The sequence below is a fragment of the Micromonospora sp. NPDC049559 genome (genome assembly GCF_040676675.1).
Classification (GTDB): domain Bacteria; phylum Actinomycetota; class Actinomycetes; order Mycobacteriales; family Micromonosporaceae; genus JBFAPK01.
The window spans coordinates 19148-43011 of sequence record NZ_JBFAPK010000040.1; the positions used below are offsets into that span (position 1 = coordinate 19148).

The window sequence follows — 23864 nt, forward strand, 5'->3', positions numbered from 1 at the left end:
ATGTCGGAGCAGTCCCGCGTGGCCATCGTGACCGGCGCAGCCCGCGGCATCGGTGCCGCCACCGCCCGGCGTCTCGCCGCCGACGGTCTCGCCGTCGCGGTCGTCGACCTGGACGAGTCGGCGGCCAAGTCGACGGTCGACGCGATCGTCGCGGCCGGCGGCCGGGGCCTCGCGGTCGGCGCCGACGTCTCCGACCGGGCCCAGGTGCAGGCGGCCGTCGAGCGGGTCGCCGCCGAGCTGGGCGCGCCCGGGGTACTGGTCAACAACGCCGGGGTGCTCCGCGACAACCTGCTGTTCAAGATGACCGACGCGGACTGGGAGACGGTGATGGGGGTGCACCTGCGGGGCGCCTTCCTGTTCACCCAGGCTGCGCAGAAGTACATGGTGGAGCAGCGCTGGGGCCGGATCGTCAACCTCTCCAGCACCTCCGCGCTCGGCAACCGCGGCCAGGCCAACTACGCCGCCGCCAAGGCCGGCCTCCAGGGCTTCACCAAGACGCTGGCGATCGAGCTGGGTCCGTTCGGGATCACCGCGAACGCGGTCGCGCCCGGCTTCATCGCGACCGACATGACCGCCGCGACCGCGGCCCGGATCGGCGTCAGCTTCGAGGACTTCCAGAAGCATGTCGCGGAGGAGATCCCGGTACGCCGGATCGGACGGCCGGAGGACGTCGCGCACACCGTCTCGTTTCTGGCCAGCGAGGGCGCCTCGTTCGTCTCCGGCCAGGTGGTCTACGTGGCCGGCGGCCCGAAGGACTGACGGGCGGGGCCGGCGTGCCGGCCGCGCGGGCGGCACCGACGTCCGGGCGGCCGGCCCGGCGCGCGCCGTCGTAGCATCGGCCGGTGCCTGAGCTGCAGCGGCTGCACGCCGGCCACGCCCCGGCGGTCCTGGCCTTCGAGCTGGCGAACCGCGCCTACTTCGCCGCCTCGATCTCCGACCGGGGCGACGAGTTCTACGAGAGGTTCGCCGACCGGCACAGTGCCCTGCTGGCCGAGCAGGAGGCCGGCCTCGGCGCGTACCACGTGCTCGTCGCCGAGGACGGCTCGGTCCTGGGCCGATTCAACCTGATCTTCGTCGAGGACGGCACCGCCGAACTCGGTTACCGGGTCGCGCGGCACGTCGCCGGTCGCGGCGTGGCGACGACGACCGTCCGGGAGCTGTGCCGGCTGGCGGCGACGCGGTACGGGCTGCGCACGCTCCGGGCGGCCACCTCCCGTGACAATGTCGCATCCCAGAAGGTGCTGACCAAGGCCGGATTCGTCCCGGTCGGCCCCGCCGACCCGGCGCACCTCGGCGGTAGGGCAGGTACCTGGTATCAGCGCGACCTGATGGTTCAGCCGCGCGGCCGGCGCAGCAGCCAGAGTAGGCCCAGCACCGGCAGGACCAGCGGGACGTAGCCGTACCCCTGCCCGAAGTCGGACCAGACCGTGTCGTCCGGGAAGAGCGCGGCGTCGAAGACGCTCAGGAAGCCGACGGCCAGCACGCCCAGCAGCTCGACGCTGCAACAGGCCAGCGCGACCCGCCGGCCGGTGGTCCCGCCGCGCGCCAGCGCGACCGTGGCGGCGATGTAGATCGCCGCGGCCAGGGCGGAGAGCAGGTACGCGACCGGCGCCTCGGCGAACTTCGTGGCGATCTGGACGCCGGCCCGGGCGCTGGCCGCGACGGCGAAGAGCAGGTAGACCGCGACCAGGACCCGACCGGGTCCCCGGTTCGTGGCCCGCTCGGTGCCGTCGCTGCCGGCCGCCGGTTCGGTCCCGCCCGCCGGCTCCGACCTCGCCCCGGTGCCGGTGGCCCGTTCCGGCTCAGGCACCGGGAACCTGCCAGGTCTGCTGGAGGCGGACGATCAGCACCGGGATGACCAGGCAGATCACCGTGACGATCAGGGAACCCCAGCGCGTCGGCTCCATCCGGGCCAGTACCGCGGCCAGCGGCGGCAGGCAGACGATGGTGACCAGGTAGCCGAGGAAGGTGGCGGCCTCGCCGGGGCCGCTGTCGCCGGCCCACGCGAGGGCCGCGTTGACGACCAGCGCCAGCAGGCCCAGCTCCACCAGGGCCAGCCCGGCCAGGTGGGAGCGGTCCGGCGGCCGGTTGCGGGCCGTGCTCAGCAGGCTCCAGGCCGCGAGTACGAGCGACAGCACGATCGTCACCGTCGCCAGGGCGCCGCCCACCGGTGTCTCCGCCGCCGCGGTACTGGTCACGGCCGGTCTCCGTGCGAAATCACCGGGACAGCGTACATGCGGTGATCCGGGGTGAAGTCCGCCCCGATGGTATGGCGATAAACCCGCGTCTATCATCATGGTCCGGCTTGGCTGACGCGTACCCGGGGGTCGAACAGCGTGGGCGCGACGAGCATCAAGGAATTGACCAGCATCCAGCTATTGCTGATCATCGGTGCCCTCGTCGTGCTCGGGATGCTCGTACTCGCGGTGATGGCCGACCGGCCGGCGCGCCGGCGGCCGAAGCCGGAGCAGCTCCGGGCCGCCGCCCGGGCGATCGCCGCGCACGCCGCCGCGGTGCAGGCGGAGGCGGGTCGGGCGATCGCCGTGGCGGCCGAGGCGCGGGTAGCGGTGGCGGTGGCCGAGCGCTCCCGGAACGAGGCGTGGGCCGCCCAGGAGGCCGCGGAACGGGCGTACCAGGCGGCCATGTCGGCGGCCCTGGCCGGGCGGCAGGAGCTGCTCGAACTCGCCGCCGCGCAGGAGGCCGAGGGGCCACCGGAGGGCGCGGGCGCCGGTACCGACGGCGACCGGGAGCGGGCGGTGTCGCGGGCGGCGCTGGCGGCGTACCGCCGGGGCGACATCTCCGTGCACGAACTGCGCGAGGTGTGGCGCCGTACCGGCGAGGGCGACCCGCTCCAGGCCGAGCGGGAGCGGACCGCGGACCGGTGCCGGATGCAGCTGTCGGCGGCGCGGCGCGTCCACGACCGGACGGCGGCGACGCTGCGCCGGGCCGAACAGGCGGCCCGGGCGGCCGAGATCGCCGCGCAGGCGCTCAAGGACGAGGCCCGCGCGTGGGCCGCCGAGGCGCACGAGGCCCTGCTCACCAGCGAGCACTACAGCCGCCGTCGGCGCCGCTGATCCACCCCCACTCGCCCCGCCCGGCACGGCGATCGGCAAGACTGGTGCTGATCGGGTGACATGGAGGTCGACCTTGCCGCGCTTTGGACTCTTCGGGACCGGGCACTGGGCCGCCGAGACGCACGCCGCCGCGATCGCGGCGCATCCCCGCGCGGAGCTGGCGGGGGTGTGGGGGCGGGACCCGGCCAAGGCCGCCGCGCTGGCGGGACGGTACGGGGTGCGCGCCTTCGAGGACGTCGACGCGCTGATCGACGCGGTCGACGTGGTCTCGGTGGCGCTGCCGCCGGACGTGCAGGCCGACATCGCGGTACGCGCCGCCACGGCCGGCCGGCACCTGCTGCTGGACAAGCCGATCGCGCTGGACGAGCGCGCCGCCGACCGGATCGTGCACGCCGCCGAGCGCTCGGGCGTGGCCTCGGTGGTCTTCTTCACCAACCGTTTCCGGCCGGCCGTCGCCGGGTTCGTCGCCGCCGCGGCGGCCGCGGGTGACTGGCACGGCGCCCGGGCAACCATGTTCGCGTCGATCTTCCAGCCCGGCAGCCCGTACGGCGGTTCGACCTGGCGGCGGGAGCGCGGGGGCCTCTGGGACGTCGGCCCGCACGCGTTGTCGATCATCCTGCCGGTGCTCGGTCCGGTGGTCCGGGTGGCCGCCCTGGACGGGCCGCGCGGCGCCGTGCACCTGCTGCTCGGGCACGCGGAGGGCGCGGCGAGCACGCTGTCGCTCACCCTGGACGCCCCGCCGGCGGCGCGCGCCCTCGACTTCACCTTCTACGGCGAGAACGGGTTCGAGCAGGTCCCGGCGGCCGAGGGCACCTCCGTGGAGGCGTTCACCCTCGCGCTCGACCAGCTGTTGGAGGAGATCGACGCGGGCACCCGCGACCACCGTTGCGACGTGCGGTTCGGCCGCGAGGTGGTACGGATCCTCGCCGCGGCCGAGACGGCCCGGGCGCAGGCCCGCACGGTCGAGCTGCCCGCCTGAACCGGGGCACGTCCGGCGGCCGGGTGGGCACGTCCGGCGGCCGGGTGGAAATGCGTTGCCCGGCCGGCGGGCCGCCGCTAGCGTGGCCGCCATGTTCACGACGCACGCCCTGATCGACGCGGTCGGTACGCCGGCCGTCGCGGGGCAGCTGCTCGCGCCCCGCCCGCGGATCCGGCGTCCCGCCCTGGCCTGCCAGGACGCGACCGCCGTCTGACCGCCGGTCGTCCGGCCGCGGCGCCACGCCGCCGCCGACCGACCGTTCTCGTCCGTCGCCCCGTCCGGCCGTGCCCGGCGGTGCGCGCCGCCCGGATCGGGCGTGCCCGTCGCCGCGCCCGCCCGCAAGGTGGCGCGCCCACCGGGATCGACGCGCCGCGTCGCGCCCGTAGCGCATGCCAGGGCCATCCGAGTCCAGATCCGCTCGGACAGGCCCGGTCTCCGGCTGCCTGTCCGGTACCGCCGTCCCGCCGCAGCGGCCGGACGGCAGACAGGACTACCGGCTGTGGCATCCCATCACCCACGATCGAACCGACCGCACGACCGCGACACACCGGGGAAGCACCCGTCGGCGGGCGACCCGCCACCGAGGGACCGCCCGGGGCCGAAGGACCGCGCGTCGGCGGGCGACCCCGCGTCGGCGGCGCCGTGGCCGGTGCCGGGGCGCCGGTCCCGACAGCGGACCGAGCGGGACCGGTCCCGCCGCATGCTGTCGCAGAACTTTCTCGCCGACCGCGGCGCCGTCGCCCGGGTGGTCCGGGCCGCCCGCCCCGGACCGGAGGACCTGGTGCTGGAGGTGGGCGCCGGCAACGGCCAGCTCACCCGGGCGCTCGCCGCCCGCTGCGGGCGGGTGCTGGCGTACGAGGTCGACCCGCACCTGGTACGGGCGCTGGCGGCGGACTGCGCGCCGCTCGGCAACGTCACCTGCCGGGGCGAGGACTTCCTCGGGGTACGCCCGCCCGACGCGCCGTTCGCCGTGGTCGGCAACATCCCCTGGGCGCTGACCGCCCGGGTGGTCGACTGGTGCCTGAGCGCGCCGGCGCTGACCTCGGCCACCCTGCTCACCCAACTGGAGTACGCCCGCAAGCGCAGCGGCGACTACGGTCGCTGGAGCCGGCTGACGGTACTGACCTGGCCGGGCCACCACTGGCGGCTCTCGGGCCGGGTGCCGCGCTCGGCGTTCCGCCCGGTACCCGGCGTCGACGCGGGCATCCTGCGGCTGGAGCGGCGGAGCGTACCGCTGCTGCCGGCGGCGGCGCTGCCCGCCTGGCGGCGCCTGGTCGAACTCGGCTTCGGCGGCGTCGGCGGCTCGCTGCACGGGTCGCTGCGCGGCGGGTACCCGAGGCGGCGGCTGGACGCGGCGTTCCGGGCCACCCGCCTCGACCCGGCCACACCGGTCGGGTACGTCTGGCCGGAGCAGTGGCTCACGCTGTTCCGGCTGCTCCACGCGCCGCCCCGGGTACCGGCTGACCAGGGGTGACCCGGCGCGACAGCCCGGCTCGTCGAAGGGCCGGGCTGTCGCGGGCGGCCCGGCTCGGATCGTGGGCCCGGCCCACCCGGTCCGTCCGGCCCTTCGTCAGGCCAGCTCCGCGAGGGCCTCGGAGAGTTCGGCGGGGGAGTCGAACCGGTCCGCCGGCAGCGAGCGGAGCAGCTGGAGGATCGCCGTACCCGCCCCCGCCTCCTGGGCCCGGCGGATCAGGTCCTCCCTGGAGACCGGGAAGTCGAGCCCCGCCGTGTACTCCTGGACCTGCAGCGCGTTGACCGCCATACCGGCCTCCGTACCCGGTACGGCGGGCCCCACACCGCGATCGGCCCCGGTTTGTCGGGCGGTGGGCCGGGTAGCCGCTGCCATGCTGGTTCACCAGCTCGGAGGGCCGAGCGACTTCGATCCGTTGCTGGAGCGCATCGGTCGGGCACGGGTGGTGATGCTGGGTGAGGCGAGCCACGGCACGCACGAGTACTACCGGCTGCGGGAGCAGCTCACCCGCCGGCTGATCGCGGAGCTGGGCTTCTCCTTCGTCGCCGTGGAGGGGGACTGGCCCGACTGCGACCGGGTGCACCGGTCGGTGACCGGCCGGCCGGGCGCCGACACCGATCCGCAGTCGGCCCTGGAGCGGTTCGAGCGGTGGCCGACCTGGATGTGGGCGAACTCGGAGGTGGCGCGCTTCTGCCGGTGGCTGCGGGACTGGAACGCCGAGCGCGCCGAGCCGGTCCGGACCGGCTTCCACGGGCTGGACGTCTACAGCCTCTGGGAGTCGATGCAGGCGATCTTCGACTACCTGGGCGAGGAGGAGCCGAACTCGCTGGAGGCCGCCCAGGAGGCGTACCGCTGCTTCGAGCCGTACGGCCGCCGGATCGAGGAGTACGGGATGGCGGCCCGGTTCGTCTCGGCGCGCTGCGAGGACGAGGTGGTCCGGCTGCTGGCGCGTACCCGGGCGCAGGCGGCCAGCGACGGCCCGGACCGCTTCTCGGCCTGGCAGAACGCCGAGGTGATCGCCCGCGCCGAGCGCTACTACCGGGTCATGGTCGCCGGCGGTCCGGAGTCCTGGAACGTGCGGGACACCCACATGATGGACACCCTGGACCGGCTGCTGGTCCACTACGGACCCGAGGCTCGGGCGATCGTCTGGGCGCACAACACGCACGTCGGCGACGCGCGGGCGACCGACATGGCCGAGCACGGCATGACCAACATCGGCCAGCTGGCCCGGGAACGGCACGGCGAGGACGACGTCGTGCTCGTCGGGTTCGGCAGCTACGCGGGCAACGTGATCGCGGCCCCGCGCTGGGGCGCCCCCGCCGAGGTGATGGTCGTACCGCCCGCGCGCTCCGGCTCGCTGGAGCACCGGCTGCACTCGACGCTGCCCGAGCGGGCCCTGCTCCAGCTGACCGGAGCGGCGGCGGCCACGGCCACCGGACCGGAGTGGCTGGCCGGGCCGGTGGAACACCGCGCGATCGGGGTGGTCTACGACCCGTCGTTCGAGCAGTGGGGCAACTACGTGCCGACCCGGCTGGCGCGGCGGTACGACGCCTTCGTCTGGTGCGACCAGAGCAGCGCGCTGCGCCCGCTGGCGGCGCGGACCGCTCCGGGCGAGCTGGAGACGTACCCGGCGGGGGTCTGACCCGGGGCGGAGCTGTCCGGTGTGGAGCGTCGGGGACTACGGATGGGAGAGCGGATGGAGTCGGGGTCGCCGCGGGTCCTCTCGGTGTCGTGGGGGCGCATGGAGGTCGAGGGGCTCGGCGAGGGCAAGGACTTCAAGCTCTACCCGGGCGGCGGCCGGGAGTGGGACTGGTCCGAGACCGGCACCCGGCACAGCCCCGGCGTCCAGCCGGGCGACGTCGAGGAGCTGCTCGCCCACGGCGCCACGAGCGTGGTGATCGGGCGCGGCCTGGAGGTGCGGCTGGAGGTCGACCCGGCCACGCTGGCGTTGCTGCGCCAGCACCGGGTCACCGTGCACTCGCTCGGTACCGAGGAGGCGGTCGAGCTCTACCACCGGTTGGCCGCCGAGGGCCCGGTCGGCGCACTCTTCCACTCCACCTGCTGAGCCGCGCCGGTCACCGTCGAGGCGCGCCCGTCACCGGGCACCCGGCTCGCCGAGCAGCCAGCCGTTCTCCTCGGCGATCCGGACCGCCTCGGCGCGGTTGCGGGCGCCGGTCTTGCCGATCGCGGCGGAGAGGTGGTTGCGTACGGTCCCCTCGGAGAGGTGCAGCTGGCGGGCCAGGTCGGCGACGGTACCGCCGTGCCGGGCGGCGCGCAGCAGCTGGGTCTCCCGCTCGGTCAACGGGCTCTCCCCGCTGGCCAGCGTCTCGGCCGCCAGGGTCGGGTCGACCACGCGCAGGCCGGCGTGCACCCGGCGGACCGCGTCGGCGAGCTGCCGGGCCGGCGTGTCCTTGACCACGAAGCCGCTCGCCCCGGCCTCCATGGCCCGCCGCAGGTAGCCGGGGCGGCCGAAGGTGGTGACCACCAGCACCCGGCAGGCCGGCAGGCACCGGTGCAGCGCGGCGGTGGCGGCGATGCCGTCGAGGCCGGGCATCTCCACGTCGAGCAGCGCCACGTCCGGCCGGGTCCGCTGGGCCTCGGGCACCACCTCGTCGCCGCGACCGACCTCGGCCACCACGGTCAGGTCCGGTTCGAGCGACAACAGCGCGGCGAGCGCCCCGCGTACCAGCGCCTGGTCGTCGGCGAGCAACAGCCGGATCGGTTCGCTCATCGGGCCTCCGCGGGCAGGCTGACCCGCAGCCGGAAGCCCCGCCCCGACTCGGCCCGGCCGACGGTGACCCGGCCGCCGAGCTGCTCCGCGCGCTCCCGCAGGCCGAGCAGGCCGTGCCCGCCGCCGGTCCGCCCCGCGTCGGTACCGGACTCGTCGGTACCGCCCGTGGGACCCTTGCCGTCGTCGAGGATCTCGACCTGGTCGGCGCTGACCCGTACCGTGCAGCGCCGGGCGCCGCTGTGCCGTACCACGTTGGTGACGCCCTCCCGGACGGCCCAGCCGAAGAGTTCGCTGCGGTCGCGGGGCAGCTCCCCGACCGAGGACGGCAGGTCGGCCACCATGCCGGCCGCCTGCAACGCCGAACGGGCGCTGGCCAGCTCGCCGGCGAGCGTCACCTCCCGGTACACCCCGACGGTGAGGCGTACGTCGGCGAGCGCCTGCCGGGCCAGCTGCTCCACCTCGGCGATCTCCCCGGCCGCGCGGCCGGGGTCGACCTCCAGCAGCCGCCCGGCCAGCTCCGCCTTGATCGCCACCACGGTGAGCGAGTGCCCGAGGATGTCGTGCAGGTCGCGGGCGGCGCGGGCCCGCTCGCCGGCCACCGCCAACCGGTGGATCTCCTGCTGGGCGGCGAGCAGTTCCCGGTTGCGCTCGGCCAGCCGCAGCACGCCGAAGCTGGTGAAGGCGGCCAGCACGACGGCGAAGGCGACGTCGGCGTCGCGCTGCCAGGCCGGTACGAACAGCGGGGAGACCAGGGGCGTGGCCACCAGGACCAGCACCACCACCAGCGACTGTCGCGGGGGCAGCAGCAGCACCGCGCTGGCCGCGATGTAGACCAGGGTGGAGAGCCAGTCGGCGCCGGCGCCCGGGATCGAGAGCAGCCCGAGCGCCAGCATCGCGCCCAGCCAGACCCAGGCCGGCCGGGTCGGTGGCGCCTCCCACGCCTGCCGCACGTGCCGGCTCCAGACGAAGACCAGCACGAACGAGGCGCCGAAGGCGACCAGCGCGGCCACCCCCAGGTAGCGCGCGACCGGATTCGGGTGGTGCCAGGCGGCGCTGAGCGGCTGGGCGAGGAAGAAGAGCCAGACCGCCGCGGCCAGCCAGCCGAGTCGCGGCCGGGGTGGTCCGAACGGGCCGCCCGGCTCGCCCTGGCCACCGGCCCGGTCCGGCCCGCTGGCCGGCGAGGGGGACGGGGACAGGGACGGTCTCACCTGGTTCACGTTAGGCCATGACGGGTCCGGCGCCGTCAACGCGCGGCGCAGCCGGCCGACGGCCGACGGCAGCGGCGTCGCCGACGGCCGGGGGGCCCGGCCGGCGAGCGCCGACCGGGCCGAGTCACGGATGGACATCACGACCGCCCGTCACACCCGCTGGGTGTCGCGGCGGAAGAGCCGGGCCGCGGCGGCGCCGAAGGCGGCGGTCCAGAGCACCACGTTGGCGACGGCGCCGAGGGTGAACCCGCTGCCGGTCAGCGGGCTGCGGGCGATGGCACCCACGCCGTACACCGGGGTGAACTTGGCGATCTGCTGCATCACGTCCGGCAGCACCTCCAGCGGGACGAAGAGCCCGCCGAACAGGGCGAGGATGGCGAGGATCGGACCGAGGAACTGCATGACGTTCTCGGCCGGGACGAGGTAGCCCACGAAGAGCCCGAAGGCGGCGAAGACCAGCGATCCGATCCAGGCGGCCAGGCCGGAGAGGAGCCAGACGTGCGGCGGCATGCGTACCCCGCCGAGGGCGCCGACGGCGAACTCGACCAGCACCGAGACCAGGCCGAGGGTCATCGCGGTGAGGACCTTGGTGGCGACGTACGCGGGCGGTCGCAGCGGGGTGAGTCGTAGCTGGCGGCTCCAGCCCAGCGCGCGCTCGACGGCGACCATGCCGCCGCCGCTGGTGGTGGCGACCATCGCGCCGTAGACCGCCAGGCTGATCATGATGTACGCGGTCGCCGACGCGCCGCCGCCGAGGCTCTGCCCCTTGTTCGGCAGGCCGAACAGCAGGAAGAAGACCGCCGGCATGATCAGGATGAAGACGAGGGTACGGCGGTTGCGCAGCACCCGGCGGATCTCCAGCGCGAGCGCGGTGAGGGTGAAGCCGCCGAGCGGCGGGCGCCGGCGGGGAGCGGTACGCCCGGTGGTCGGTCCGGTGCTGGTGGCGGTGGCGGTGGTCATCGGGCACTCCGCTCGGTCGGCTGGTCGTGGTCGGCGGTCAGGGCGATGAAGGCGTCTTCGAGGTTCCGGCTGGTGATCTCCACGTCGCGGGCCCCGGTCTGGGTCAGCAGGTGCCGGGCGACGGCGTCGGAGTCGCTGGCGTGCAGCAGCACGGTGTCGCCGCGTACCTCGACGGAGTCGACGCCGGGCAGCGCGGCGAGCCCGACCTGGTCGGCGCCGGGGAGCGTGGCGCGGACGAGCCGGCCGGCGGCCAGGTTCTTGATCTCGGCGCTGGTGCCGTCCGCGACGATCCGGCCCTGCCGGACCAGCACGATCCGGTCGGCGTACGCGTCGGCCTCCTCCAGGTAGTGCGTGGCGAAGAGGATCGTGCGTCCGCCGCGGGCGTCCTGCCGGATCGCGTTCCAGAAGTCCCGGCGCCCCTCCACGTCCATTCCGGTGGTGGGCTCGTCGAGGATCATCAGGTCCGGGTCGGGGAGCAGGGCCATCGCGAAGCGCAGCCGCTGCTGCTGGCCGCCGGAGCACTTGCCCACCATCCGGTCGGCGATCTCCGTGATCCCCGCCCGCTCCAGCACCTCCTCGACCGGCCGGGTCTGGCCGAAGAAGGAGGCGGTCATCCGTACCGTCTCGGCCACGGTCAGGTCCTTGAGCAGGCCGCCGGTCTGCATCACGGCGGCGATGCGGCCGAGCGCGATGGCGTCGGCGGGGGACTGGCCGTAGACCCGTACCGTGCCGGAGGTCGGGCGGGCGAGCCCGAGCACCATGTCGATGGTGGTGGTCTTGCCGGCGCCGTTCGGGCCGAGGAAGGCCACCACCTCGCCGGGCTCGATGCGCAGCGAGAGGTCGGACACGGCGGTGACCGGGCCGAAGGTCTTGGTGAGCCGGGTCAGCTCGACGGCGGGGGTGCCGTTCCCCGCCGGTGCCGGCCGGCCGGCCGGGTGCGTGGTCGTCGTCATGTGACCACGGTCCCGCGCGCCGGGGGTCCGGTACTCCGTCGCCGATCATGTCCCGGGCATGACATTTGTCAGTCGGGCCCGCCGGCCCCGACCTGATCGTGGTGGGTCTCCGGCCGGCGGTGGCCGCCTCGGCCCGCCCTTGGCCCGGCTCCGCGCCGGCCGGCGGCGGCCGTTCGCCCGTCCCGGGCCGGCCTCGGCCCGGCGGTCCGCGCCGGCCAATCTGGCAGAATCGTCCCTGTGACTCCTGCGATGCGCCATACGACGCGTGACCTGCGCCGGCGCAATCGTGCTGCCCTGCTGACGCACATCTATCACCAGGATGCGGCGAGCCGGCTGGAGTTGATGCACGCCTCCGGGCTGAGTTCCGGCTCCGTGAGCAACGTCGTCTCGGACCTGGTCAACGACGGCATGGTGGCCGAGGTCGGCTCCGAGGACTCCGACGGGGGTCGCCCCCGGGCGCTGCTGCGGGTGCGGCCGGAGTTCGGCGACGTCGTGGGCGTCGACATCGGGGAGACCCACATCCAGGTCGGGCTCTTCGACTGGACCCTGCGCGCCCGGGCCACCGCCACCTACGCCATCGCGGAGAGCCTGGAGCCCGAGTCGGTGGCGCGTACGGTGCTCGGCGGGATCGAGAAGGTCACGGCCGAGGTCGGCGTGGACCCGGACGGCCTGCTCGGGGTCGGCGTCGGGGTGCCCGGTGCGGCGCGCGTCGGGCCGAGCAACCTGGTCTACGCCCCCACGCTGGGCTGGTCGGGGGTCCGCCTGGACGAGCTGCTCCGGCGCGGCGTGCGGGCGCCGCTCTACATCGACAACTGTGCCCGTACGCTCGGCCAGGCCGAGATGTGGCGGGGTGCCGGCCGCGGCACGAGCCGTACCATCGTCGCCCTGCTCGGCGTCGGCGTCGGCGCCGCCCTGGCCACCGGTCCGGACGCCAGCGGGGTGACCAGCACCACCAGCGAGTGGGGGCACACGGTCGTCGAGGTCGGCGGCGTCGCCTGCCGCTGCGGGTCGCAGGGCTGCCTGGAGGCGTACGTCGGTGCCGAGGCGATCCTGACCAGCTACCTGGAGCGCCCCGGCAGCGAGCCGTTCGAGGCGACCGACACCGAGGCCCGGCTGGCCGAGCTGGCGGCCCGGGCGGCCGTACCGGGGCCGGCGGCGGAGGTCCTCGACTCGACGGCGGAGTACCTGGGCATCGGGATCGCGAACCTGGTGAACCTGCTGAGCCCCGACCGGGTCGTGCTGGCGGGCTGGGCCGGTCAGACGATCGGACCGGTGATCCTGCCGGCGGTGCGCGCCGCGGCCCGCCGCCACGCCCTCTACTACCTGTACGACCAGCTCCGGATCGAGCTCGGCGAGCTGGGCAGCGACGCGGTGGCGCTGGGCGCCGCCACCCTGCCGGTCGTGCGCATCCTCGCCATGGGTGGCCCCGTCCCCGCCAACGCCCCGCGCTGAGCTCCCCGCCGCGCCCTGCTGCGTCGATCATGGACTTGTGGTCGGCGGTTTGCCGGCTTTGGCCGTTTATGTGACCGCCACAAGTCCATGATCGACGCGGATCTCCGCGTCCGGCGATGGGTGTCTTCGTGGTCCGAAAGGTTTGACGTGCTGCTAGTTACGACTTACCTTAAGTCTTAACATAAGAGCGTTTGATCTTGTCGGACGCGTTCGCAGCCATGACGGAGTCGCGCATGACCACTCCCGCCGGTGACGGCCAGCTCTACATCCAGGGGAAGTTCCGGCCGGCGGCCGGCGGGCGTACCGGCCCGGTGTGGGAGAAGGCGACCGGTGCGCGGATCGGCACCTACGCGCGGGGCGACGCGACGGACGCGGACGCGGCGGTCGCCGCGGCCCGCGAGGCGCAGCCGGGCTGGGCCGCCCTGGCGGCGCCGGAGCGGGGCGCCTACCTGCGCCGGTTCGCGGACTACCTGCGGGAGCACCACGAGGAACTCGTGCTGCTGAGCATGCGCGAGACCGGTGGCGTACGCGCCAAGGCCGAGGACGAGGTCGGTACGAGCATCCGCCAGCTCGACATCTCGGCGGTACAGGCCACCGAGAACGCGGGCGACCTGCTGCCCCCGTACAAGGCGGGCAAGCTCTCCATGTCCCGGGCGGTACCGCTCGGCGTGCTCGGCATCATCACGCCCTGGAACTACCCGATGAACCTGGCGATGCGGGCGGTCGCGCCCGGGCTGGCGTTCGGCAACACGGTGGTGCTCAAGCCGGCCGAGCTGACGCCGGTCATCGGTGGTCAGGTGCTCGCGCGGGCCGCCGAGGCCGCCGGCCTGCCGCCGGGTGTCCTCAACGTGGTCACCGGCGACGGGCCGGACGCCGGTTGGGCCCTGGCCGAGCACCGCGGGGTGGACCTGCTCGACTTCACCGGCTCGCGCCAGGTGGGGCTCGCCATCGCCGCGTCGGCCGCCGCCGATCTGCGCCCGATCCGGCTCGAACTGGGCGGCTCGAACGCCTTCGTGGTGCTCGACGACGCCGACGTCGACCTCGCCGCCTCGGCCGCGATGATCGCCTCGTACGAGTTCCAGGGGCAGACCTGCATCAGCTCCAGCCGGCACATCGTGCTGCGCGAGGTGGCCGACCGGTACGTCGACGCGGTCACCCGGCGCGCCGCGGCCCTGACCGTCGGAGACCCGCTGACCCCCGGCGTGGACCTCGGCCCGCTGATCAGCGAGGCGCAGCGGGACCGGGTGCACCAGCAGATCGTGCAGCCCTCGGTGGCCCTCGGCGCCCGGGTCGCCACCGGGGCCACGTACGAGGGGCTCTTCTACCGCCCGACGGTGCTCACCGACGTCACGCCGGAGATGCCGGCCTTCGCCGAGGAGATCTTCGGCCCGGTCATCCCGATCACGGTGGTCGACTCCGAGCGCGAGGCGATCGAGCTGGTCAACGGCTACCCGATGCTGATGAACTCGGTCTTCACCGCCGACCTGGTCCGGGGCATGACCGTGGCGGAGCGGTTGCAGGCCGGCGAGGTGCACGTCAACGACGCCCACGCGCGGCACGGCGCGGAGAACCAGATGCCGGGCTTCACCCGGCGGCAGTGGATCGGCGTGCAGCGTACCCCGCTGACCCTGCCGGCCTGGACCGCCGACCCGGACGGCCGGCGATGAGCCGGGCGACGGGCGACCCCGCTCAGGGCGCCGGCCCGGCCGGTCGGGACGGCGGGCTCGCCACGCCCGGCCCCGACGGGCCGGGGCGCCGCGCGCTGGTCGTGCGGGGCGGCTGGGAGGGGCACGCCCCGGTGGAGACCACCGAACTCTTCCGCCCGGACCTGGTGGACGCCGGCTTCGAGGTGACCGTTGCCGAGGACCTGGACGTCTACCTCGACCAGGACCTGCTCGCCCGTACCGACCTGGTCGTGCAGTGCTGGACGCAGGGGACGCTCACCGCCGAGCAGAGCGCCGGGCTGGTCGCCGCGGTACACGCCGGGACCGGCTTCGCCGGCTGGCACGGCGGGGTGCTCGCGACGTTTCCCACCAGCCCGGACTACCTGCGGATGGTCGGCGGGACCTTCCTGTTCCACCCGGAGGAGTTCGTCGAGTACGAGGTGGTCGTCGAACCCGACGGCGCGGACCATCAGATCATGAGTGGGATCGGCGACTTCACCATCGCCACCGAGCAGTACTGGATGCTGACCGACGCGCACAACCAGGTGCTGGCCAGCACGGTCTTCGCGCCGGCCGACGGCGGGCACGGGGGGCCACCGGTACCGATGCCCGTGGTCTGGACCCGTACCTGGGGCGCCGGCCGGGTCTTCGTCTCGGCGCTCGGGCACCGGCTCGCGGACCTGCGCCAGCCCGCCGTCCGGACGCTGACCCGAAGGGGACTGGTGTGGGCGAGCCGCGCCACGGACCCGACGACTCGGTGACGGCCGACGTACCGCCGGAGGCCCGGCGGCCGGCGGTACGGCCCCGGGTGGAGCTGGCCATGTCGCCCGAGCTGCCGGCGAAGCTCTTCCCGCCCCCGGTCGCGCGGCGGCTGCGGGCCGTGGCCGACGTGGACCTCGCCGCGCCGCTGACGGAGTTCACCTCGGCCGACGCGCGGGCGCGCCTGGGTCGGGCCCGGGTGCTGCTGACCGGCTGGGGCAGCCCCGTCATCGACGAGCGGACGCTGTCGCACGCGCCCCGGCTGGGCGCGGTGGTGCACGCGGCCGGGACGGTGAAGGGGCACGTCACGCCGGCGATCTTCGCCCGGGGCGTGCGGGTCAGCTCGGCGGCGGCGGCCAACGCGCTGCCGGTCGCCGAGTACACGCTGGCGATGGTGCTGCTGGCGAACAAGGCGGTACCCGCGCTCGCCCGGGCGTACCGCGAGCGGCGGGACCGGATCGACCTGATCGGCGAGTACCCGGACGTGGGCAACTACGCCAAGACAGTCGGTGTGGTCGGCGCCTCCCGGGTCGGCCGGCGGGTGCTGGAGCTGCTCGCCCCGTTCGACCTGGAGGTGCTGGTCAGCGACCCGTACCTGGGCGCCGACGAGGCGGCGGCGCTGGGCGCGCGACCGGTCGGACTGGACGAACTCTTCGCCCGCAGCGACGTGGTGTCGCTGCACGCGCCCGCGGTCGAGGCGACCCGGGGCATGGTCGACGCGGCGCGGCTGGCGGCGATGCGTACCGGCGCCACGCTGATAAACACGGCCCGGGGTTCGCTGGTCGACCAGGACGCGCTCCTGGCCGAGCTGCGCGGCGGGCGGATCTCGGCGGTGCTCGACGTGACCGAGCCCGAAATCATGGCGCCCGACTCGGAGCTGTGGCGGCTGCCGAACGTGGTGCTCACGCCGCACGTCGCGGGCGCGCTCGGTACCGAACTGGTGCGGCTCGGCGCGCACGCCGTGGACGAGACGCTGCGCTTCCTCGCGGGGGAGCCGCTGCGGCACGAGGTACGACCGGAGCAGCTGGCGAGCATCGCCTGACGCGGGTGGCGCGACGGGCGCGGCTGGCGGGCATCGCCCGGACCCGGTGACCCTACCGGTTGGTTCCTGGCCGGCGATCCCGATCAGGCCGGGTGTACCCGGTGGTCGCCGCGCTGCCCGGGGTCACCGGCGCTGGGTGGCCAGGTGGCGGCGGGCCTCGCGCATGCGCTGCCCGGGGTCATCGGCGGTGGGCGGCCGGGTGGCGGCGGGCCTCGCGCATGCGCTGCTCGGCGCGGTACCGGGCCGCGGTCGCGGGCGTCGAGTTCGCGGCGCGGGCGGTGTGCAGGATGCCGGCGAGGGTGTCGCCGATGCCGCCCACCCGGACGGTGGCCCGCTCGGAGGTCTCGTGGTGCAGTTCCACGGCGGTGGCGTGGATGATGCCGCCGGCGCTGACCACGATGTCGGGCGCCCAGAGGATGCCGCGCTCGTGCAGCAGGTCGGCGGTGGCGGGAGCGTCGAGTTGGTTGTTGGCCGGTCCGGCGATCGCGGCGCAGCGCAGCGTCGGCACCGAGCGTGGGGTCAGCACGCCGCCGAGCGCGGCGGGGACCAGGACGTCCACCTCGGCTGTCAGGCAGTCCCGGGGATCGGTCCAGGTGGCGCCGTGCCGGTCGGCGAGCGCCCGCTTGCCCTCGTCGACGTCGCTGACCACCAGCGTGGCACCGGCGTCGGCGAGCAGGCGGAGCACGTGACCGCCGACGCGGCCGAGCCCGAGCACCGCGAAGCTGCGCGGGGAGAGGTCGGCCGAGCCGAACCGTTCGGCGCAGAGCGCGGTCAGGGCGGCCAGCACACCCACGGCGGTGTGTTCCGAGGAGTCGCCGCTGCCCCCGGCGCGTACCGGCCGGCAGAACGCGTACGGGGTCCGCTCGGCGATCGTGGCCATGTCGTCGGGGCCGGTACCCACGTCGGGGCCGGTGGCGTAGGCGCCGTCCAGGCTGGCGATCGCGTCACCCACGTCGTGCAGCACGCTCTGACGCATGACGGCGTCGAGCACCCGGCCCGGTGGCAGTGCGACCACGGTCTTGCCGCCGCCGTTGGGCAGTCCGGCCAGTGCGCACTTGTCGGACATCGCGCCGGACAGCCGCAGGGCGTCGGTGAGGCCGTCGCGCCAGTCCGGGTAGTGGGCCAGCCGGCAGCCGCCGATGGCCTGACCGAGCGCGGTGGAGTGCACCGCGACGACGATCGGCAACCCGGACCGGGCGCCCCGCTGCACGACGACCCGTTCGTGGGTCAGCTCGCGGGCGGCGTCGACGGCGGCTGAGAGCATGCTGACTCCTGTCGTTCGACCGGCTGGAACGGCTCGACGGTAGTCAGACGGAGGGCCCAGGCTCGTCGTGGCCGAACGATGTTCGGACGGTCCGGCATAATCCCGGCCGTGGACGAACTTGATTCGGCGATCGTCGAGCACCTGCAGACACATGCGCGGCAGACGAACCGCGAACTGGCCCAGGCGGTCGGCGTCGCGCCGTCGACCTGCCTGGAGCGCGTACGGGCGTTGCGGGAGCGCGGTGTGATCACCGGCTACCACGCCGAGATCAGCCTCGCCGCGCTCAACCGTGGCGTCCAGGCTCTGCTGCACGTGCAGGTCCGACCGCTCAGCCGTACGGTGATCGAGGGCTTCAAGGCGTACGCGATGGGACTGCCCGAGGTGCTGTCGGTGTTCGTCGTGGCCGGCGGTGACGACTTCCTCGTGCACGTCGCCGTGCCCAGCGTGGACAGCCTGCACGCGTTCCTCATGGACAAGTTCAGCGGACGCCGCGAGATCGTGGGGTTCCGCAGCTCCGTGATCTACCAACACGCCCGCAAGCGGGTCATCGAACCGCTCGACCCGTAACGCGGGGGAACGCGGACCAGGACCCGGCCCCGAAGGAGCCGGCCCCGCGGGAGGCGGCGGCTCGGCCCGGCGCCGGTCGGCTGAGTCGGTCGGCTCAGCCGGTCGGTTCATCTTTTACGGAGTGGTTGACCACACGTTTCCCACGACTTACCTTAAGTCGTAGGAGAAGCCCTGACCCCGGCTTTCGCGGTGAGTGCACCCGGCGTCCCCGCGTCGCACGGTCGAGAGCCGGGGCCGTGGCCAGGACGGGCTCGTCGACAGAACCGAGTGAGGAACCGATATGAGGAAGACCTCCGCCAAGGTCGCCAGCCTGCTCCTGGCTGGCCTCCTGTTCGCCGCCGGGTGCTCCAGTCAGAAGGACCCGTCCAAGACCGCCGAGGAGAAGCCGGCCGGCGGCAAGGTCGAGCTGTCGTTCTGGGACTGGGATCCCAACATGGACAAGGTCGTGGCGCTCTGGAACGAGGCCCACCCGGACATCCATGTCACGCTCACCAACCCGGCCGGCGGTGACCAACTGGTCAGCAAGATGATCACGGCCCACCAGGCGAAGAACGGACCCGACATCGCCAAGGTCGAGTACCAGTCGCTGCCCGCCCTGGTCTCCAACGGGGTCGTCCGGGACATCACCGGGGAAACCAAGTCGGCGGTGGCGGACTTCGACGACACCACGCTGAAGCTGACCAAGTTCGAGGGCAAGGTGTACGGCGTCCCGCAGGACTTCGCGCCGCTGATGCTCTTCTACCGGGTCGACCTGTTCCAGAAGTACGGTCTCGCCGTGCCGACGACCTGGGAGCAGTACGCCCAGGAGGCGGCGACGCTGCACCAGAAGGCGCCGAACGTGGCAATGACCAACTTCGACGCGGCCGACCCGGGCTGGTTCACGGGCCTGGTGCAGCAGGCCGGGGCGGACTGGTGGAGCGCGCAGGGCACCACCTGGAAGGTCGACATCAACGGGGCCGCGTCGAAGAAGGTGGCCGAGTACTGGGAGGGCCTGGTCAAGCGGGGCGAGGTGCTGAAGAACCCGTCGTTCTCGCCGCAGTGGAACAAGCAGATGAACGACGGCAGCCTTGCCACCTGGATCTCCGGGGCCTGGGCGCCCGCCCAGCTCGGCGGGATCGCCCCGGGCACCAAGGGCAAGTGGGCCGTGGCGCCGCTGCCGGCCTGGACCGCCGGTGACAAGACCACCGGAATCTGGGGCGGCTCCGCCACGACCGTCACCTCGGACTCGAAGCACCCGGCCGAGGCGGCCCAGTTCGCCACCTGGCTCAACACCGACCAGGCGGCGGTCTCCGCGCAGGTCGAGCAGATCAACATCTACCCGGCCGCCACCTCCGGGCGTTCCCTGCCGATCCTGCAGAAGGCGCCCGCGTTCTTCCCGAACCAGCCCGATTTCAACGCCATCGTCAAGGACGTCGCCCCCTCGGCCCGCAGCTTCCCGATCTGGGGTCCGAACGTGACGGTCACCTTCCGCAGCTACACCGACTCCTTCAGCCAGGCGCTGCAGTCCGGCGGCAGCTTCGACGCGGCGCTCGACACGATGCAGCAGGCCACGGTGGCCGACATGAAGAAGCTGGGCTTCACCCTCGGCTAGGTCCTCCCCGGGGCCCGGACCACCGGTCCGGGCCCGCCCGGCCGCCCCTCGCCGACCCGGGACCCGCCGGTCCGGGGCTCGCGCGAGACGGGACCCGCCCGGCCGGTCCGGCACGAGACCGAGCCCTCCGACCACGACGCATGGAAGTGGGAGCATGACGACGACCGATCCGAGCCCCACACCCGCCCCGGCGGGCACCGCCGGTCGGGCGGGCACGAACGGTGACGCCGCCCCGGACACCGATCCCGCCGGCCGCGCCCCGACCGCCGGCGCCACCCCGCCCGGGTCCGCCCCCGCCCGCTCCGCCCGTCGCGGGCGACCGCGCGGCGGGCAGCGGCGCAGCGGGCTGCCGTACCTGCTGGTGCTGCCCGCGACGCTGCTGTTCGTGCTCTTCGTGCTGGCGCCGGGGCTCTACGCGGTGCTGCTGAGCTTCCAGAGTCGCAAGGTCACCGGAGGGCTGCTGGGGGCCGGCTCCAAGGTGGTCTTCGTCGGCCTGGACAACTACCGCAACGCGCTGGCCGACTCCGAACTCTGGGCGAGCCTGCTGCGCATGCTCGCGGTCGGGGCGATCACGATCCCGGGCACGGTCGGGCTGGCGCTGCTCTTCGCGCTGCTGCTGGACACCGCGCGGGCCCGGCTCACGAGGATCACCCGGCTGGCCATCTTCCTGCCGTACGCGGTGCCCGGCGTGATCGCCACGCTGCTCTGGGGCTTCATGTACCTGCCGGCCACCAGCCCGATCGGCGGCGACCACGTCAACTTCTTCGGCTCCGTGAGCGTCTTCTTCTCGGTGGCCAACATCGCCATCTGGGGCGCGGTCGGCTTCAACATGATCGTCATCTACACCGCGCTGCGCGCGCTGCCGCCCGAGATCTACGAGGCCGCCCGGATGGACGGCAGCTCGGAGCTGCAGATCGCGCTGCGGATCAAGGTGCCGCTGGTGGTCCCGGCGATCACCATGTGCACCCTGTTCACGGTGCTCGCCTCGCTCCAGCTCTTCAACGAGCCGAACACCCTCAAACCCCTCTCCAACGCGATCTCCTCCACCTGGGTGCCGCTGATGAAGGTCTACACCGACGCGTTCGTCAACTCGGACATCTACCAGGCCGCCGCCACCTCGACGCTGATCGCGGTGGCGGCCCTGGTCGTCTCGTTCGTCGCCGCGCGGGTCGTCTCCGCCCGGGTCTCGCTGGAGGAGAAGTGAGCAGCGTGAGCGGCGCGGTCACGGTACGGGCTTCCGCCGGCCGCCGGTCGTCCGACCGGGGCCGCATCGCGCTGCTGCCGACGGCGGCGCTGGTGCTCGGCGCGCTCTACTGCGTCGTACCGACGCTCTGGATCCTCGTCGCGGCGACGAAGTCCCGCGCGGACCTCTTCTCGACCGCGACCTACCTGCCGAGCCTCGACGGGTCGCTGTTCCGGAACATCCGGGACCTCTCCGCGTACGGGGACGGGATCTTCTGGCGCTGGATGCTGAACAGCTTCCTCTACGCCCTGGTCGGCGGGGTCCTCGCCTCGGCGGTCTCGGCCGCCACCGGGTACGCCCTGGCCAAGTACGCGTTCCACGGGCGCAAGCTGCTCTTCAACGTGATCCTCGCCGGGGTGCTGCTGCCGCAGATCGTGCTGGCGATCCCGCAGTACCTGCTGCTCTCCCACTTCGGGCTGACCGACAGCTTCGTGGCGGTGATCCTGCCCCAGCTGTTCAACCCGTACGGCATCTACCTGTGCCGGATCTACGCCGCCGCCTCGGTACCGGACTCGATGCTGGAGGCCGGCCGGATCGACGGCGCGGGCGAGTTCCGGCTCTTCTGGTCGGTCGGGCTGCGGCTCATGCTGCCCGGTCTGATCACCGTGTTCCTGCTCCAGTTCATCGTGATCTGGAACAACTTCCTGCTGCCGTTCGTGATGCTGACCAGCGACGACAAGTTCCCGCTCACGGTCGGGCTCTACAGCCTGCTGCGGCACGGCGCCGCCGAGGCGTCGCTCTACTCCCTGGTGATCACCGGGACGCTGCTCTCGGTGGTACCGGTGATCGCGCTCTTCCTCAGCCTCCAGCGGTACTGGCGGATCGACCTGGTCACCGGGGCGATCAAGTAGCCGCCCGGGGTCGGCGGCGGGCCGGTCGCCCGTCGCCCGACCCGGCCGGCCGTTCGAGCCCGTGACCTGCGGTTTCTCCGGCCGGTTAGGGTGGCCGGGTGGATCTGGTGCTGCACCTGCGGTACTTCCTCGCGGTCGCCGAGGAACTGCACTTCGGGCGGGCCGCCGCCCGGCTGCACATGTCGCAGCCGCCGCTGAGCCAGCGCATCCGCCGGCTGGAGCAGGAGTACGGCACCCCGCTGTTCGACCGCGGCGGCGGCCGGGTACGCCTCACCCCGGCCGGGGAGGTGCTGGTCGACGAGGCTCGCGAGATCGTGGCCCGGGTCGAGGCGTCCCGGTCGCTGGTGCGCCGCGCCGCCGCCGGCCGGGCCGGGGCGCTGCGGGCGGGGATCCCGCCGGACACCGCGGGCAGCGTGCTGGCGGTGCTCTCCACCGCGTTCGCCGCCGAGGAGCCGGAGGTACGGCTCGACCTCGTGGCGGCCACCACCAGCGCGCAGCTCGGGTTGCTGGACCGCGGCAGCCTCGACGTCGGGGTGCTGCACCACCCGGTGGACTCCGGGGAGCTGACGCTCGGACCGGTCGCCACCGTCGTGCCGGGGGTGGTGCTCTCCCGCCGGTCGCCGCTGGCCCGGCGTACCGAGGTGGCCCTGGCCGACCTGGCCGGGCACGGGCTCGTGCTCTTTCCCCGCGAGGACGCCCCCGGCCGGTACGACGAGACGCTGCTGGCCTGCCACCGGCACGGGTTCCGCCCGACCGGGGTCCGGCCCGCCCCCAACGCCGAGTTCCTGCTCGGGCTGGTCGCGGCGGGTCAGGAGGTCGCCTTCGACCAGGGCGCGGTCGCGCAGCGGGAGCCCCGCGTGGTGTGGCGCCCGCTGGCCGGCGCCCCGCTGGTCTGGCACGTCTCGGCGGCGTGGCCGGCCGCCGGCGCGCACCCGGCCGCGCCCCGGTTCGCCGAGGTCGTCGCCCGGGTGCTCCGGGACGCCAACCCGCCCGCGCCGAGCCCGTCCGCCGCGCAGCCGCCACCCTGGCACGTGGTGCACCCGCGACCCTGGAACGTGGTCTACCCCGAGCACACGCCGGCCGGTCGGGAGTCCGAGCACACGCCGGCCGGTCGGGATCCGGGCTAGGCGCGGAGCCGGTCCACCAGCAGCCGCGCGGCCTGCCCGATCGCGGCGTCCACGTCGGGCCGCCGGCTGCCCCAGCCGCCCGTGGTGAAGACCGCCATCGCGTACCGCCGCCCGTCGGGGAACGCGGCCACCCCGATCTCGTTGCGCACCCCGAGGATCGTGCCGGACTTCGCGGCCACCGCCACCTCGTCACCGAAGCCGGCGGCGAGCCGGTGCCAGGAGAGTTGCCGGCCCATCAGCTCCCGTACGTGCCGGCACGCCTGCGCCGGACCGGCCTCGTCGCGCCAGATCAGCGACAGCAGCCGGGTCATGTCGCGGGGCGTGGCGGAGTTGGTCCGGGCCGGGTCCAGCACGGCCAGCCGGGCGAGCCGCTCCGGCCCCAGGGTCGGGAAGAGCTTGGCGAACTCGGCGGCGTCGGCGGCCCCCACGTCGGCGAACATCGACTCGACCGACTGGCGGGGCCCGCCCCCGATGCGGGTCCGCACCAGCCCCAGCTCGGCGACGAGATCCTGCACGGTCTCCAGCCCGACCCGGCGCAGCAGCAGGTCGGCGGCGGTGTTGTCGCTCATCGAGAGGGCGAAGAGCGCCAGGTCGCGCCAGCTGATGTCGACCTCGTCGAAGCAGCCCGCCGTGCCGACCCCGCCGAGCCGGTCGGCGGCGCGGACCCGGGTCCGCTCGGCCGGGTCGAGCTGACCGGCCGCGGCCTGGCGGGCGTACTCGACGACCAGCAGGACCTTGAAGACCGAGGCGAGCACCACCGGCTCGTCCGCGCCGAGGCCCAGTTCGGCCCCGGCGTCGTCGACGTCCCGTACGTGCACGTGCCCGGTCACGCCGGCCGCCGCGAACCGGGCCGCGACCTCGTCGAGTTCGGCTGCCACCCGCACCCCCGTTCCCCGTTCGGCCCCCGATTGTCCCGCCGGGGAGG

General features: G+C 74.1%; 26 protein-coding genes. 17 read left to right on the forward strand and 9 right to left on the reverse strand.

Annotated elements, in window-relative coordinates; translation table 11 throughout:
• Positions 1-759 (forward strand): 3-oxoacyl-ACP reductase FabG, encoded by a 759-nt coding sequence (fabG, locus tag AB0J86_RS31655; protein ID WP_363861330.1) that lies wholly within the window; start codon positions 1-3, stop codon positions 757-759.
• Positions 760-842: 83 nt separating this feature from the next.
• Positions 843-1397 (forward strand): GNAT family N-acetyltransferase, encoded by a 555-nt coding sequence (locus AB0J86_RS31660; protein WP_363861331.1) that lies wholly within the window; start codon positions 843-845, stop codon positions 1395-1397.
• Here AB0J86_RS31660 and AB0J86_RS31665 read toward each other — a convergent pair.
• On the reverse strand, positions 1334-1690 hold the full coding sequence (locus AB0J86_RS31665; protein ID WP_363861392.1) for a hypothetical protein: 357 nt from the start codon (positions 1688-1690) through the stop codon (positions 1334-1336). The genes AB0J86_RS31660 and AB0J86_RS31665 overlap by 64 nt on opposite strands.
• Positions 1691-1802: 112 nt before the next feature.
• Entirely contained in the window at positions 1803-2198 is a 396-nt protein-coding gene (locus AB0J86_RS31670; protein WP_363861332.1) for a hypothetical protein, read from the reverse strand.
• A 162-nt stretch (positions 2199-2360) separates the two neighbouring features.
• Here AB0J86_RS31670 and AB0J86_RS31675 point away from each other — a divergent pair, with 162 nt between their 5' ends.
• The 4 genes from AB0J86_RS31675 to erm all read left to right on the forward strand — a co-directional run bounded on the left by AB0J86_RS31675 (position 2361) and on the right by erm (position 5527).
• Complete coding sequence (locus AB0J86_RS31675; RefSeq protein ID WP_363861333.1) at positions 2361-3074, forward strand: hypothetical protein; 714 nt, start codon at positions 2361-2363, stop codon at positions 3072-3074.
• A gap of 73 nt (positions 3075-3147) precedes the next feature.
• On the forward strand, positions 3148-4053 hold the full coding sequence (locus AB0J86_RS31680; protein ID WP_363861335.1) for a Gfo/Idh/MocA family oxidoreductase: 906 nt from the start codon (positions 3148-3150) through the stop codon (positions 4051-4053).
• A gap of 91 nt (positions 4054-4144) precedes the next feature.
• On the forward strand, positions 4145-4267 hold the full coding sequence (locus tag AB0J86_RS31685; RefSeq protein WP_363861336.1) for a hypothetical protein: 123 nt from the start codon (positions 4145-4147) through the stop codon (positions 4265-4267).
• 486 nt (positions 4268-4753) lie between these two features.
• On the forward strand, positions 4754-5527 hold the full coding sequence (gene erm / locus AB0J86_RS31690) for an ErmE/ErmH/ErmO/ErmR family 23S rRNA (adenine(2058)-N(6))-methyltransferase (protein ID WP_363861337.1): 774 nt from the start codon (positions 4754-4756) through the stop codon (positions 5525-5527).
• A 96-nt stretch (positions 5528-5623) separates the two neighbouring features.
• On the opposite strand, the gene AB0J86_RS31695 is transcribed toward erm, so the two are convergent.
• Positions 5624-5815 carry a DUF2795 domain-containing protein gene (locus AB0J86_RS31695; protein ID WP_363861338.1) on the reverse strand — a complete coding sequence of 64 codons (192 nt, stop codon included), beginning with the start codon at positions 5813-5815 and terminating at the stop codon, positions 5624-5626.
• Positions 5816-5897: 82 nt separating this feature from the next.
• Here AB0J86_RS31695 and AB0J86_RS31700 point away from each other — a divergent pair, with 82 nt between their 5' ends.
• Both AB0J86_RS31700 and AB0J86_RS31705 read left to right on the forward strand, forming a co-directional pair.
• The gene (locus tag AB0J86_RS31700; protein WP_363861339.1) at positions 5898-7169 is read left to right on the forward strand and encodes an erythromycin esterase family protein; all 1272 of its coding nucleotides are present in this window, start codon (positions 5898-5900) and stop codon (positions 7167-7169) included.
• A 54-nt stretch (positions 7170-7223) separates the two neighbouring features.
• Positions 7224-7592 (forward strand): MTH938/NDUFAF3 family protein, encoded by a 369-nt coding sequence (locus AB0J86_RS31705; protein WP_363861340.1) that lies wholly within the window; start codon positions 7224-7226, stop codon positions 7590-7592.
• Between the two features lie 30 nt (positions 7593-7622).
• Here AB0J86_RS31705 and AB0J86_RS31710 read toward each other — a convergent pair whose 3' ends face one another.
• From AB0J86_RS31710 to AB0J86_RS31725, 4 genes are all read right to left on the reverse strand, one after another.
• Complete coding sequence (locus AB0J86_RS31710; RefSeq protein WP_363861341.1) at positions 7623-8258, reverse strand: response regulator transcription factor; 636 nt, start codon at positions 8256-8258, stop codon at positions 7623-7625.
• Complete coding sequence (locus AB0J86_RS31715; protein ID WP_363861342.1) at positions 8255-9466, reverse strand: histidine kinase; 1212 nt, start codon at positions 9464-9466, stop codon at positions 8255-8257. The genes AB0J86_RS31710 and AB0J86_RS31715 overlap by 4 nt, the downstream gene beginning before the upstream one ends.
• A gap of 150 nt (positions 9467-9616) precedes the next feature.
• Positions 9617-10426 (reverse strand): ABC transporter permease, encoded by an 810-nt coding sequence (locus tag AB0J86_RS31720; RefSeq protein WP_363861343.1) that lies wholly within the window; start codon positions 10424-10426, stop codon positions 9617-9619.
• Positions 10423-11379, reverse strand: a complete 957-nt coding sequence (locus AB0J86_RS31725; protein WP_363861344.1) for an ABC transporter ATP-binding protein — start codon at positions 11377-11379, stop codon at positions 10423-10425. Before AB0J86_RS31725 ends, AB0J86_RS31720 begins: the two co-directional genes overlap by 4 nt.
• A 249-nt stretch (positions 11380-11628) precedes the next feature.
• Here AB0J86_RS31725 and AB0J86_RS31730 point away from each other — a divergent pair, with 249 nt between their 5' ends.
• The 4 genes from AB0J86_RS31730 to AB0J86_RS31745 all read left to right on the forward strand — a co-directional run bounded on the left by AB0J86_RS31730 (position 11629) and on the right by AB0J86_RS31745 (position 16296).
• Positions 11629-12831 carry an ROK family protein gene (locus AB0J86_RS31730; RefSeq protein WP_363861345.1) on the forward strand — a complete coding sequence of 401 codons (1203 nt, stop codon included), beginning with the start codon at positions 11629-11631 and terminating at the stop codon, positions 12829-12831.
• Positions 12832-13064: 233 nt separating this feature from the next.
• Positions 13065-14498 carry an aldehyde dehydrogenase family protein gene (locus AB0J86_RS31735; protein WP_363861346.1) on the forward strand — a complete coding sequence of 478 codons (1434 nt, stop codon included), beginning with the start codon at positions 13065-13067 and terminating at the stop codon, positions 14496-14498.
• The gene (locus tag AB0J86_RS31740; protein ID WP_363861347.1) at positions 14495-15256 is read left to right on the forward strand and encodes a ThuA domain-containing protein; all 762 of its coding nucleotides are present in this window, start codon (positions 14495-14497) and stop codon (positions 15254-15256) included. Before AB0J86_RS31735 ends, AB0J86_RS31740 begins: the two co-directional genes overlap by 4 nt.
• Complete coding sequence (locus tag AB0J86_RS31745) at positions 15220-16296, forward strand: hydroxyacid dehydrogenase (RefSeq protein ID WP_363861348.1); 1077 nt, start codon at positions 15220-15222, stop codon at positions 16294-16296. Before AB0J86_RS31740 ends, AB0J86_RS31745 begins: the two co-directional genes overlap by 37 nt.
• A gap of 178 nt (positions 16297-16474) precedes the next feature.
• Here AB0J86_RS31745 and AB0J86_RS31750 read toward each other — a convergent pair whose 3' ends face one another.
• On the reverse strand, positions 16475-17560 hold the full coding sequence (locus AB0J86_RS31750; RefSeq protein WP_363861349.1) for a Glu/Leu/Phe/Val dehydrogenase dimerization domain-containing protein: 1086 nt from the start codon (positions 17558-17560) through the stop codon (positions 16475-16477).
• Between the two features lie 108 nt (positions 17561-17668).
• On the opposite strand from AB0J86_RS31750, the gene AB0J86_RS31755 reads away from it, so the two are divergent.
• The 5 genes from AB0J86_RS31755 (at position 17669) to AB0J86_RS31775 (ending at position 22939) form a co-directional block, all read left to right on the forward strand.
• Positions 17669-18127, forward strand: coding sequence for an Lrp/AsnC family transcriptional regulator (locus AB0J86_RS31755; protein ID WP_363861350.1), 459 nt, complete (start codon positions 17669-17671; stop codon positions 18125-18127).
• A 280-nt stretch (positions 18128-18407) separates the two neighbouring features.
• Entirely contained in the window at positions 18408-19718 is a 1311-nt protein-coding gene (locus AB0J86_RS31760; RefSeq protein WP_363861351.1) for a sugar ABC transporter substrate-binding protein, read from the forward strand.
• A gap of 154 nt (positions 19719-19872) precedes the next feature.
• Positions 19873-20922, forward strand: coding sequence for an ABC transporter permease subunit (locus AB0J86_RS31765; protein WP_363861352.1), 1050 nt, complete (start codon positions 19873-19875; stop codon positions 20920-20922).
• Complete coding sequence (locus AB0J86_RS31770; RefSeq protein WP_363861353.1) at positions 20919-21812, forward strand: carbohydrate ABC transporter permease; 894 nt, start codon at positions 20919-20921, stop codon at positions 21810-21812. The genes AB0J86_RS31765 and AB0J86_RS31770 overlap by 4 nt, the downstream gene beginning before the upstream one ends.
• A gap of 98 nt (positions 21813-21910) precedes the next feature.
• Positions 21911-22939, forward strand: a complete 1029-nt coding sequence (locus AB0J86_RS31775; protein ID WP_363861354.1) for a LysR substrate-binding domain-containing protein — start codon at positions 21911-21913, stop codon at positions 22937-22939.
• On the opposite strand, the gene AB0J86_RS31780 is transcribed toward AB0J86_RS31775, so the two are convergent.
• A complete protein-coding gene (locus tag AB0J86_RS31780; protein ID WP_363861355.1) occupies positions 22936-23823 on the reverse strand; it encodes a serine hydrolase in 888 nt (295 codons plus the stop codon). The two genes, AB0J86_RS31775 and AB0J86_RS31780, sit on opposite strands and share 4 nt — an antisense overlap.
• Positions 23824-23864: the final 41 nt, after the last annotated feature.